This window comes from Streptomyces tricolor, from assembly GCF_002155905.1.
Taxonomy (GTDB): domain Bacteria; phylum Actinomycetota; class Actinomycetes; order Streptomycetales; family Streptomycetaceae; genus Streptomyces; species Streptomyces tricolor.
Window position 1 is genome coordinate 1 of the sequence record NZ_MUMF01000252.1, and the last position, 11816, is coordinate 11816.

Consider the following 11816-nt stretch of genomic DNA (forward strand, 5'->3'; position numbering starts at 1 on the left):
GGATCAACCGGTGCGACCGGATCAACCGGTGCGACCGGCGCGACCGGCGCGACTGGCTCGGCCGGCGCGACTGGCTCGGCCGGCCGCCCCGACGCTCCCGCGCTCCCGGCCGCCGTGCTCGACGAGCTGACCACGTCCACGTCGCTGGCCCGGACGTACGCCAGCCGGTGGCCGAACTGGATCTCGTAGTACCGCTCCCGGCCCCACACCACCGGGTTGGGCGTGTCGCTGAAGGACTTGGCGGTGTAGGAGCTGCCGACGCCGGCCTGCGTCACGTACCGCTGGCCCGCCAGGAAGCCGTAGGGGAGCGGCGACTCGGTCGGCCCGTCCACGTCGTCCGGGTAGGCCTCCTCCTCCGGGAGCGCGCGCCCGTACACCGGGATCTCGTCCAGGCCGTCCTTCGGCGTGACCATGCGCCCGGCCGCACCGACGGCGGTCGGATGGTTCCGGGGGTTCTTGAACCAGGCCTTCCGCCCCTGGAACCAGATCGCCGTCCAGTCGCCGCTGCGGTCGGCGACGGCGAAGGTCTGCCCCGCGGAGACGCGGGACCCCAGGTCGTTGACGTCCTCCGTGGACTCCTCACCGTCCGGTTTCCGGCCCGGGTCCTGGATCAGCGGAGCGTTCTCGTTCGGTTCGGTGTGCAGCCGCACGGCGCTGGAGCCGTGCGGCCGACACGGTGAACCACTGCTGGTGCAGCCCGTGAACGGCGGCTTGTGACTGGCGTAGTCCGGCAGGATGGTCACCATGTCGCTGTCGGGTCCCGCAGTGGCGCGCAGCGGCGCGCCGAGGAGGTCGAAATAGTGCCGCCAGTCCCAGAAGGGGCCGGGGTCGTCGTGCATGTCGGGGATGGTGTCGGCGGTCGGGGCCGGCACGTTGTCATGGCCGAAGATGTGCTGCCGGTCCAGCGGAATGGCGTACTTCTGCGCCAGGTACCGCACCAGGCGCGCCGACGCCCGGTACATCCGTTCCGTGTACCAGGTGCCGGGCTGGGTGAGGAATCCCTCGTGCTCGATGCCGATCGACCGGGCGTTCACGAACTGGCTGCCGGAGTGCCAGGCCTCGTCCTTGGTGCGGACGTGCTGGGTGACATGCCCGTCGCTGGAGCGGATCGAGTAGTGCCACGAGGACTCCGTCGGATCCTGCACCGTCTGGAACATGCTCGGCAGCTCCGCCTCGGTGTCGTGGATGACGATGTACTCGATCGGCTGGTCCCTGGGCCGGTCGGCGAGGTCGTGGTTGCCGTACGAGCTGTCGTCGATCTCCTCGTACGGCGCGCCGAGCCAGTCACAGGCCAGTTCGGCCGGGCACTCGACCTGCTTCGGCCGCTGCGGGCCCTGGGCCTGGGGGGCGCGCGGATGCGGCCGGACGGCGGGGTTGGCGGGGAGGGCGACGTCCTGTCCCTCGGCGGTGGTGCGATGCGCTCCCCGCCGGATCACCGCGAACACGTCGTCGGCATAGGCCGCGGCTGACGTGACGTCACGAGTGCCCGGGAAGCGTGCCACCGCCTCCCACCAGTCCGCCGGGTCGTCGCTCAGGGGCTTGCCGAGCTGTCGCTGCGTGGCGGCCAGGAGCGCCGCACCACCGCGTACGTTGGCGACGGCGTCCGTGCGCAGGCGCCCGGCCGGGACCTGGATCAGGCGTGCCGCGTGCTGGAGGTCCGCGGGCTGCACGGCGTGGCCGGCCGAGTCACCCACGGCGGTGGGGGACCCCGCCGCACCCGTGCGCGGACGGTCATGGCCATCGAGCCGTGCGTGCGGGTCGGGTGCGGGTGTCGCGGCCCGGACGCGGTCGGCGTCCACCAGGTGCATCGGACCGAAGCCGCCCGTGACGCTGGGCGCGCCCGGGTGGGAGTCCCAGCGCGACTGCATGTACGAGACGCTCATGAGCACGCTGCGCGGCACATGGAACTCGCGCGCGGCGTTCGTGAAGGCGTCCTGCAGGCGCCGGTCCGCCGCGTCGTCGGTGCCGGACATCGGGAGGATCAGCAGCGGCGGCAGCAGGGCCGCACCCGCGATCACACAAGCGGTACGGCGGCACCTCCGGATGGCCCCGGGGGCATGTGCAGAAACATTTCTTCTCATCGCAGAGGCTCTCCCAACCACGCTCGATCGCAACCGGGGCAAACGAGTTGCCCGTCGCGCCACCCCTCGTACGTTTCCGTGCCTGGCGCGCCGTGTCGTGGCGAGCGTCACCGGGGTGGACCAGCGGTCCGGCTGAGGCCACCCGGTCGGCGGCAGTGACTCCGCTGCCTGGGGCAACCACGCGCGACCGCACACGGCTCACTCCTCCACCGGGTCCACCTGCCAGTCGGCGTGGCCCGGCATGGGCGGGGTGTGCGGGCCGTACAGCCACGGCTTCAGAAACGGTGTCAGGTCCTCGCCCGCGACCCGGGAGGCGAGCGCGATGAAGTCCCGGGTGCCGGCCGTGCGGCCCCGGTACTCGGTCACCCAGGTGCGTTCGATCCGGTCGAAGGTCTCCTCACCGACCTTCTCCCGCAGTGCGAACAGCACCAGCGCCGAGCCGTCGTACCGCATCACCTTGAAGAGCGTCGCGTCGGTGGGCTCGGCAGGCGCCCCTTCGTCGTGCCGCCACTGGTCGTGCTGCTCGTAGGCGGCCCGCATCATGGATTCCAGGCTCACGCCGCCGTGCTCGGCGGAGTACAGCCGTTCGTAGAAACGGGCGTGACCCTCGCTCAGCCACAGGTCGGACCATCGTTCGATGGCGACGCTGTCGCCCGTCCAATGGTGCGTCAGCTCGTGGACGAGATTGCGTTCGGCGTCGACCCGGTCGCCCAGCAGGTCGTCCCGCGGTACGACGGAGAGCGACTGGGTCTCCAGTGCCACCGGCAGGTCGGTGTCGCCGACCAGCACGCCGTAGCGGCGGAAGGGGTAGGGGCCGAGCCGGCGCTCCAGCCAGGCCAGGTGATCCGGGGTCAGCGAGCGGTACTCCTCGGTGTCCGAGACCAGGTGCTCCGGGACCACGTCCCGGACGGGCAGCCCGCGCGGACCCCTGCCGTCGACGAACGTGAACCGCCCGATCGCCAGCTGGACCAGCTGGGGCGCGATCGGATGCTCGGAGTCGTACGTCCACCGGGTGCGCCCGTCGGGCCGCCGTACGGTGCCGGTGAGCCGCCCGTTGGCCACCGCGCTGAGCCCGGGAGGTGTGGTGACGTGGAAGGTGACCGGTGCCCGCAGGCTCGGGTGGTCGTTGGCCGGGAAGATCATTCTGGCTCCGTCGGGCTGCGCGCAGACCATGGTGCCGTCGGGTGTGGGGACCCAGCCGTAGTCCTGGATCGCGTCGTCGCGATGGCGTCCTTGCGTGGGGTCGGCGGTGTAGGCGACGCGGACGGTGAAGGCGGTGCCGCGGGGGATCGGCCGGGCGGGCGTGACCACGAGTTCGTCGCCGTCGCGTCGGGCGGCGGCCGGTGCGCCGTCGACGGTGACGCGGTGCAGCGCGTTGCCCGCGAAGTCGAGGTCGAAGCGGGACAGGGCCTGCGTGGCGGTGGCGCTGATGGTGGCGCCGGCCTCGAAGGGCGTCCGTGGTGCCCGCCAGTCGAAGTCCAGTGTGTAACGGCGGACGGTGTAGCCGCCGTTGCCGGCGAGCGGCATGAGCGGGTCGCCGATGCCCGGCGCGCCGGGGGCGGGGGCCGGGCCCGACGAGGCGGCCGGACCGGGTGCGGGCGAGCCGTCGGAGCCCCGCGGGAGCATGCCGGTGACGATGACGGCACCGGCCACCGCGCCCGTTCCGGCGAGGCCGAGGGTGAGGGTGAGGACCGAGCGACGGGAGAGTGACCCCTTTGCGATCTCCATGAGCGCACTATGCCAGTAAGGTCCGTGTATATCACTAAATGTTCCTTCGTCGGGTGCTCGGGGGACGGTCCTCGGGTCTCCTCCGGTGCTCCTCCGGTGCTCGTCGGGACGGCGTCGCCGGGCGTCCGTATCGCGCCGATCTGCCGAGGCGTCATTGCGGGGCGGCCCGTCTCGCCGTAGAACACCGCCCATGAGAAGACGGATGGTCATGTCCATGCTCGCGGGAGCGACCCTCCTGGTGAGCGCGCTCTTCGGCACCGGTGCTCCGACGGCCCAAGCCGCCGAAGTGCCGGCCGAGTTCGGCACCGACTGGCACGACCCGATGACCGCGGCCCCGCCCGTCGACCGGCCGCACAGCACGTCCTGCCGGGTCACCCTCGCCGACGCGCAGTTTCGCGACTTCACGCCCTACCGGGGCACGTACACGCCCCCCGAGGGGTGCGGCGACCGCTGGAGCAAAGTCGTCCTGCGCCTGGACGGCAAGGTGAAGGGCCGTCAGTACGACCGGCTCGGCTACCTGCACGTCGGCGGGGTCGAGATCCTGCGCACCTCCACGCCGGAGCCCTCACCCGACGGCATCGCGTGGCACGTGGAGAAGGACGTCACCCGCTACAGCGACACCTTCCGCGCCTCCGGCGACGTCGAGATGCTCATCGGCAACGTGGTGGACGACACGTACACCGGTGTCATCGACGTCCACGTCACCCTCACCTTCTATACGGGCCGTCCCGAGACCCCCGCCCCCGACCGTGTCCTCACCCTCGCCGACACGCCCGCCGGTACGACGCTCACCACCCCGCGCAACAGCGAACGGATCGTCGCCGAGGTGTACGCGACCGGTTCGGGCGGCGGGTGCGAGGAGTTCTGGTACCTGACCGTGGCCGCCCCGGCGCCGTACTCGTGCAAGGCCGACCGCGGCCCGTACCGCGAGGTGCAGATCACCGTCGACGGCCGGCTCGCCGGGATCGCGGCGCCGTTCCCGCACGTGTGGACGGGCGGCTGGTCCAACCCCTTCCTGTGGTACGTCGTCCCGGCCCCGCGCGCCTTCGACGTCCGGCCCGTCGAGTACGACCTCACCCCCTTCGCCGGCCTCCTCAACGACGGGCGCCCGCACCGCGTCGAGGTGTCCGTCGCCGGCGTGCCCGCGGGGCAGTCGGGCTGGAGCACCCCGGTGAACGTCCTGGTCTGGCAGGACCCGCATCGCGCCCACGTGCCCGGCGCGCTCATCGAGGACAAGGCGACCGACCTCGCCGACTCCTCCCTCTACACGCCCGGCGCGGAGCACCGGGTGCGCACCGAGGCGGGGCACCGGCTCACCGTCTCCGGATACCTGGACACCTCGCACGGCCGGGTGACCACCACCGTCACCCGCACACTCGCCAACTCCTCCGTCCACCGCTGGACCGACGGCGAGACCACGGACGGACTCGACGCGACCTGGACCGACGACGAGACGGTCCGGACCGCCGGCCACGGTCCCGCCCGGACGACGCACACGCACCGGACATACACCATGAACGGCGCCGTCACCCTCGGCTCCGACGCGCGGCTGCGCACCGTCCTGACTCTCGGCGACCGGGCCTCCTCGGTGGTCCGGGAGGGCGGCCGGCGCATCGCGTGGTCGCGGCTGGACGACACCTACAGCGGCGACGCCGCGTACACGACCGACGTTCCGCGCGACCAGCGGCACGCGGTCGGCACGTCGACCGAGCGCTACCGCCTCCTCGGCTCGGACGGCTGCTACGACCGTTCCCTGACCACGGTTCAGGGGGTGCTCACGGAGGACCGCAGCCGCTGCTGAGACCGGCGGGGAGTGTGGCGGTGCGGAGGGTGCTGATCTCGCCGCTGCTGTTCTGCGTGGTCGCCGCCGGCATCGCCAAAGGCGGCGACCTCCAGGCCTTCGGGCGGACCGGACTCCAGGCCCTGATCGGGGCCGGTCAGCAGCGGTTGGCGGCGTCCCCGTCGATCAGCGTGTCCAGCAGGACGCCGAGCACCGCGCGCTCCTTCTCCGTCAGCGGCGCCAGTATCTCCTCGGCCGCGGAACGGCGGGCGCCGCGCAGTTCGCGCAGGGTCGCGTGCCCCTCGTCCGTCAGCTCGATCCGGGTCACACGCCGGTTCGCCGGATCCGGCACCCGCCGTACCTTGCCGCTCGCTTCCAGCCCGTCGACCAGCGTCGTCACCGCGCGGGGCACGACCTCCAGGCGCTCGGCCAGGTCGGCCATGCGCGGCGGGGAGGCGTAGTGCGCGAGGGTGCGCAGCAGCCGGGACTGGGCCGGGGTGACGCCCAGTTCGCGCTCCTCCAGATGGCGTTTCTGGATGCGGTGCACCCGGCGGGTGAGCCGTAGCAACTGCTCGGCGAGCAGGCCGTCGGGATCGGGGGTGGTCATGCGGGAACAATATCAGGATGCCGTTCATTGTGAGTATAGGTAACAATGAGCTACGATCCGTTCCGTCATCGTCGGCCGACCCCTGACCGGCGTCCGTCACCGCCGTAGGAGCCCATGCACCCCGACCGTGAAAACTCCTGGACCCCACCTGCCGACGCCGGCGAGCAGCCCCGGCAGGTGCGCCGCATCCTGCGGCTCTTCCGTCCCTACCGCGGGCGGCTGGCGATCGTCGGCCTGCTCGTCGGCGCCTCGTCACTGGTCTCGGTGGCCACGCCGTTCCTGCTGAAGGAGACGCTCGACGTCGCGATCCCGCAGGGCCGCACCGGCCTGCTGAGCCTGCTCGCGCTCGGCATGATCCTCAGCGCCGTCCTGTCCGGCGTCTTCGGCGTCCTGCAGACGCTGATCTCGACCACCGTCGGGCAGCGGGTCATGCACGACCTGCGCACCGCCGTCTACGGCCGGCTGCAGCGCATGTCCCTGGCCTTCTTCACCCGCACCCGCACCGGCGAGGTGCAGTCCCGCATCGCCAACGACATCGGCGGGATGCAGGCCACCGTGACCTCCACCGCCACCTCCCTGGTGTCCAACGCCACCAGCGTGACCGCCACCGTCGTCGCGATGATCGCCCTGGACTGGCGGCTGACGATCGTCTCGCTGGTCCTGCTGCCGGTGTTCGTGTGGATCAGCCGCCGCGTCGGCAACGAACGCAAGAGGATCACCACCCAGCGGCAGAAACAGATGGCCGCGATGGCGGCCACGGTCACCGAGTCGCTCTCCGTCAGCGGCATCCTGCTCGGCCGCACCATGGGCCGCTCCGACTCGCTGACCGCGTCCTTCGCCCAGGAGTCCGAGCGCCTGGTCGGCCTGGAGGTCAGAGCGAACATGGCCGGGCGCTGGCGCATGGCCGTGATCACGATCGTCATGGCCGCGATGCCCGCCGTCATCTACTGGACCGCCGGCCTCGCCCTCCGGTTCGGCGGCCCCGACATCTCCCTCGGCACCATCGTCGCCTTCGTCTCGCTCCAGCAGGGCCTGTTCCGCCCGGCCGTGAGCCTGCTCGCGACCGGCGTCCAGATCCAGACCTCGCTGGCCCTCTTCCAGCGCATCTTCGAGTACCTGGACCTGCCCGTCGACATCACCGAGCGCGAGCGGCCGGTCCGCCTCGACCGGATCAAGGGCGAAGTCCGCTTCGAGGACGTCGAGTTCCGGTACGACGACAAGGGCGGTCCCGTCCTCGACGGCGTCGACATCACCGTGCCGGCCGGCGGCAGCCTCGCCGTCGTCGGCCCGACCGGCGCCGGCAAGTCCACGCTCGGCTACCTGGTGCCCCGTCTGTACGACGTCACCGGCGGCCGTGTCACGCTGGACGGCGTCGACGTACGCGACCTCGACTTCGACACCCTCGCGCGCGCGGTCGGCGTCGTCTCCCAGGAGACGTACCTCTTCCACGCCTCGGTCGCCGACAACCTGCGCTTCGCCAAGCCGGACGCCACCGACGAGGAGCTGCACGCGGCGGCCAAGGCGGCCCAGATCCACGACCACATAGCCGCCCTGCCCGAGGGCTACGACACGGTCGTCGGCGAACGCGGCCACCGCTTCTCCGGCGGCGAGAAGCAGCGGCTCGCGATAGCCCGGACCATCCTGCGGGACCCGCCGGTCCTCATCCTGGACGAGGCGACCAGCGCCCTCGACACCCGCACGGAGGCCGCCGTCCAGGACGCCATCGACGCCCTCTCGGCCGACCGCACCACCATCACCATCGCCCATCGCCTGTCCACCGTCCGCGACGCCGACCAGATCGTGGTCCTGGAGTCCGGACGCGTCGCCGAACGCGGCACCCACGGGGAACTCCTGGAGCGGGACGGCCGGTACGCGGCCCTGGTGCGCCGGGACGCGCAACTGCAACCGACAAACTGAACATATGCCGGGTTTATGACGATATGCGTATTACCGTGCCCGCATGCAGACGAACACTCCGCCACGGAGCACGATCCGACTGACCCGCCGGGGCAGACTCGCCGTCGTCGTGGCCGGCGCCGTCGTGGCCGGCACCGCCGTGGCGGTGCCGCTGCTGACGCTGGGGGCCGACCGCGAGCAGGCGCAGCCCGCCACGCTGGTCATCCCGGAGGGCTGGCGCGCCGACCAGATCTACGACGCGATCGACAAGGCCCTGGAGCTGCCCCCGGGCAGCACCCGCAAGTCCCTCGACAAGGCCGCTCTCAAACTGCCGAGCGAGGCCGGCGGCAACCCGGAGGGCTATCTCTTCCCGGCGGCGTATCCCGTCCAGAAGGGGGCGACACCCGAATCCCTGCTCCAGCTGATGGTCGACACCGCGGACAAGAAGTTCAACGGCGCACCCGTCGCGGCCGGCGCCCAGCGCAACGCGATGAACGTCTACCAGGCCGTCACCATCGCCAGCATCGTCCAGGCCGAGGCCGCGACGAAGGCGGACATGGGCAAGGTCGCCCGCGTCATCCTCAACCGGCTGAACAGCGGCATGCCCCTGCAGATGGACTCGACCGTCCACTACGCGCTGAACCACGACACCGTGAACACCGGCCAGAGCGGCACCCGGCTCGAAAGCCCGTACAACTCCTACCAGCGCATGGGTCTGCCGCCCACGCCGATCGACAACCCCGGCGAGGACGCGATGCGCGCCGCGCTCAACCCGACGCCGGGCGACTGGCTCTACTTCGTCACGGTCGCGCCCGGGGACACGCGTTTCACCGCCAACTACAACGAGCACCTGCGCAACGTCGCCGAGTTCAACGCCCTCCACCGGGGAGCGGCGGCGACCCAGCCGCCGAGCAGCGGCCCGCTGGTGTCGTCCCCGGCCTCCCCGGAGCCGTCGGGCAACTGAGCCGGCGGGCCGTCACGCGGCGATCGCCTCCTGCGCGAGCAGCCGCCTGATGTCCCGGACGGCCGCCCGCCCCGCCCGGTTGGCCCCGATGGTGCTGGCCGAGGGCCCGTAGCCGACCAGGTGGATCCGCGCATCGGCGACCGCGCGCGTGCCCTCCACCCGGATACCGCCGCCCGGCTCGCGCAGCCGCAGCGGAGCGAGATGGTCGAGCGCGGCCCGGAACCCGGTCGCCCACAGGATCACGTCGGCGGCCACCCGCCGGCCTTCCCCGAGCCACTCCACGCCCTCCGGGGTGATCCGGTCGAACATCGGCTGCCGGTCCAGGACCCCGTCCGCGAGACCCTGCCGCATCGCGTCGTTCAGAGGCAGCCCGGTGACCGAGACCACACTGCTCGGCGGCAACCCCTGCCGCACCCGATCCTCCACCATCGCGACGGCCGCACGGCCCGCGTCCTGATCGAACGGCCCCTCGCGGAAGACCGGGGGCCGCCGGGTGACCCAGGTGGTCGCGGCGGCGTACGGCGCCAGCTCCAGCAGGTGCTGGGTGCCCGAGGCGCCCCCGCCCACGACCACGACCCGCTGCCCGGCGAACTCCTCCGGACCGGTGTACTGCGCGGTGTGCAACTGCCGCCCGCGGAAGGTCTCCTGGCCCGGGTAACGCGGCCAGAACGGCCGGTCCCAGGTGCCGGTCGCGTTGATCAGTGCCCGCGTCGACCAGGTGCCGTCCGACGTCTCCACGAGCAGGCGCCCCCCGGTGCCCTCGCGCACCGCGCGCACGTCCACGGGCCGCCGCACCCGCAGGTCGAAGGTGCGCTCGTAGCGGTCGAAGTACTCCCGGACGACCTCGGCCGAGGGGCGCGCAGGGTCGGCGCCGGTCAGCTCCATGCCGGGCAGCGCGTGCATCCCGTGCACCTTGCCGAAGGTCAGCGAAGGCCACCGGAACTGCCAGGCGCCGCCCGGCCCGGGGGAGTGGTCGAGGACCACGGCGTCGCGGTCCGGCTCGAAGCCGGTGCGCCGCAGGTGGTAGGCGGCGGCCAGACCGGCCTGACCGGCGCCGATGACGACAACCTCGACCTCACGGACCTTGTTCACACCTCAACTAACAAGGGGCCGCGCGTGGATCTTCCCGGGGGCTCAGTCCTTGGCCGGGGTCGTCGACGGCGGCAGGTCCCCGTTGTACCGCGGATCCACGAAGTCGGCGAAGTCCACCTTCTTCGGGATCAGCTTCAGCTCGGTGAACGCGTCGGCGATCCGCTGCTCGGAGGCGACCAGCGGCTTGTCGACGGCGACCGCGACACGGGTGGAGTTGGTGCGCTTCACGGAGGCCAGCGCCACCTCGTACGGCAGCCCGGTGTCCTTCGCCCACACCTTGGCCCACTCCTCCTGGTGGTCGTACACCCAGGCCGTGGCCCGCCGCAGCCGCGCCAGGTAGTCCTTGATCGCTGCGGCCTTCTCCGGGTCCTTCAGCGCGGCGGGCGCGGCGACCTGGAAGGTGAGGCCGTTGGTGACGCCGTCGCCGGTGGTGAGCACCCGGCCCTGCCCGGCCTGGAGGATCTGCGAGGTGTACGGATCCCAGACCGCCCACGCGTCGACCTTGCCGGAGGTGAACGCGGCGAGCGCGTCGGCCGGCTGGAGGTACGTGACCTTGACGTCGGACAGGCTCAGCCCGGCCGCCCGGAGCGAGGCGATCAGCTGGTAGTGCGCGGAGGAACCCTGCGCGACGGCGACGGACCTGCCCTTGAGCTGCTGCGGCCGGGTCAGCGCGGAGCCTTTCGGCACGAGGATGGTGTCGCCCCTTGAGGTGCCGTGCCAGGCGGCCACGACGGTGATCTTCGAGCCGGCTCCGGCCGCGAAGACGGGCGGGGTGTTGCCGACCCCGCCGATGTCGACGGCCCGCGCGTTCACGGCCTCCAGCAGCGGCGGGCCGGAGGTGAAGGTCGACCACTTGATCTTGTAGTGCAGGTTCTCCAGCTCCCCGGCGGCGCGCAGGATGGCCTCCGAGCCGCCCTTCTGGTCACCGACGTCGAGGGTGACGGAGCCCGTGCCGTCGGTGTCGGTGCCGGCGGACGAGTTCCCGCCGCAGGCGGTGAGCAGGAGCGCGAGGGGCAGGAGCAGCGCGGCGGGGAGGAGTCGTCGTCGCATGGGGTTCCGTTCGTGTGCGCGGGCGGGCGGTCAGGCGGCTTCGGCGGCGGTGTCGACGCCGAGCAGTTCGAGCAGTCGGGCGCGCAGGGCGGCGAACCGGGGGTCGGTGATCTCGCGCGGCCGGTCCAGGCCGACGGGCTCTTCGTGGGCGATCCGGCCGCCGTCCATCACGAGGACGCGGTCGGCGAGCAGCACCGCCTCCTCCACGTCGTGCGTGACCAGGAGCACCGCGCAGCCCCGGCGCTGCCACACCTCACCGACCAGGCGCTGGGCCCGGATCCGGGTCAGGGCGTCGAGGGCGCCGAACGGCTCGTCCAGCAGCAGCAGGTCGGGCTCGCGGACCAGGGCGCGGGCCAGGGAGGCGCGCTGGGCCTCGCCGCCGGACAGGGTCTTCGGCCAGGCGTGGGCGCGGTGGCCGAGACCGACCTCGTCCAACGCGCGCTCCGCACGGGCCCGTTCCGGCCTGCCCGGCAGTCCCAGCAGCACATTGCGCCACACCTTCTTCCACGGCATGAGCCGGGGTGCCTGGAAGGCGACGGCCCGGCGGCGCGGCACCAGGGCCGTGCCCTCGATGTCCCGGTCCAGACCCGCGAGGATGCGCAGCAGGGTCGACTTGCC

At 72.1% G+C, this 11816-nt stretch carries 9 protein-coding genes; 3 read left to right on the forward strand and 6 right to left on the reverse strand.

From position 1 onward, the window contains the following. A partial coding sequence (locus CCN44_RS18780; RefSeq protein WP_107502083.1) for a peptidoglycan recognition protein family protein occupies positions 1-2018 on the reverse strand: 2018 nt, incomplete at its 3' end. A gap of 261 nt (positions 2019-2279) precedes the next feature. Further along, positions 2280-3809, reverse strand: coding sequence for a M1 family metallopeptidase (locus CCN44_RS18785; protein WP_237482480.1), 1530 nt, complete (start codon positions 3807-3809; stop codon positions 2280-2282). A gap of 190 nt (positions 3810-3999) precedes the next feature. Between CCN44_RS18785 and CCN44_RS18790 the strand changes: the two genes are divergently transcribed. Then, positions 4000-5610 (forward strand): peptide-N4-asparagine amidase, encoded by a 1611-nt coding sequence (locus CCN44_RS18790; RefSeq protein ID WP_237482479.1) that lies wholly within the window; start codon positions 4000-4002, stop codon positions 5608-5610. Positions 5611-5746: 136 nt separating this feature from the next. Here CCN44_RS18790 and CCN44_RS18795 read toward each other — a convergent pair whose 3' ends face one another. After that, the gene (locus tag CCN44_RS18795; RefSeq protein ID WP_086698332.1) at positions 5747-6196 is read right to left on the reverse strand and encodes a MarR family winged helix-turn-helix transcriptional regulator; all 450 of its coding nucleotides are present in this window, start codon (positions 6194-6196) and stop codon (positions 5747-5749) included. Positions 6197-6310: 114 nt separating this feature from the next. Here CCN44_RS18795 and CCN44_RS18800 point away from each other — a divergent pair, with 114 nt between their 5' ends. Both CCN44_RS18800 and mltG read left to right on the forward strand, forming a co-directional pair. Then, a complete protein-coding gene (locus tag CCN44_RS18800; protein ID WP_086698333.1) occupies positions 6311-8113 on the forward strand; it encodes an ABC transporter ATP-binding protein in 1803 nt (600 codons plus the stop codon). A 43-nt stretch (positions 8114-8156) separates the two neighbouring features. Beyond that, on the forward strand, positions 8157-9056 hold the full coding sequence (gene mltG / locus CCN44_RS18805; protein ID WP_059247904.1) for an endolytic transglycosylase MltG: 900 nt from the start codon (positions 8157-8159) through the stop codon (positions 9054-9056). Positions 9057-9068: 12 nt separating this feature from the next. On the opposite strand, the gene CCN44_RS18810 is transcribed toward mltG, so the two are convergent. From CCN44_RS18810 to CCN44_RS18820, 3 genes are all read right to left on the reverse strand, one after another. Further along, positions 9069-10148, reverse strand: coding sequence for an NAD(P)-binding domain-containing protein (locus CCN44_RS18810; protein ID WP_086698334.1), 1080 nt, complete (start codon positions 10146-10148; stop codon positions 9069-9071). A 42-nt stretch (positions 10149-10190) separates the two neighbouring features. Continuing rightward, entirely contained in the window at positions 10191-11198 is a 1008-nt protein-coding gene (locus CCN44_RS18815) for an ABC transporter substrate-binding protein (protein WP_086698335.1), read from the reverse strand. A gap of 30 nt (positions 11199-11228) precedes the next feature. Further along, the coding region (locus tag CCN44_RS18820; RefSeq protein WP_086698336.1) for an ABC transporter ATP-binding protein at positions 11229-11816 on the reverse strand (588 nt) is incomplete at its 5' end.

Excerpts from the sequence above, each read along its gene's own strand:
- CCN44_RS18795 (WP_086698332.1), bottom strand. The coding sequence starts at position 6,196 with ATGACCACCCCCGATCCCGACGGCCTGCTCGCCGAGCAGTTGCTACGG.
- CCN44_RS18800 (WP_086698333.1), top strand. The coding sequence starts at position 6,311 with ATGCACCCCGACCGTGAAAACTCCTGGACCCCACCTGCCGACGCCGGC.
- CCN44_RS18815 (WP_086698335.1), bottom strand. The coding sequence starts at position 11,198 with ATGCGACGACGACTCCTCCCCGCCGCGCTGCTCCTGCCCCTCGCGCTC.
- mltG (WP_059247904.1), top strand. The coding sequence starts at position 8,157 with ATGCAGACGAACACTCCGCCACGGAGCACGATCCGACTGACCCGCCGG.
- CCN44_RS18785 (WP_237482480.1), bottom strand. The coding sequence starts at position 3,809 with ATGGAGATCGCAAAGGGGTCACTCTCCCGTCGCTCGGTCCTCACCCTC.
- CCN44_RS18790 (WP_237482479.1), top strand. The coding sequence starts at position 4,000 with ATGAGAAGACGGATGGTCATGTCCATGCTCGCGGGAGCGACCCTCCTG.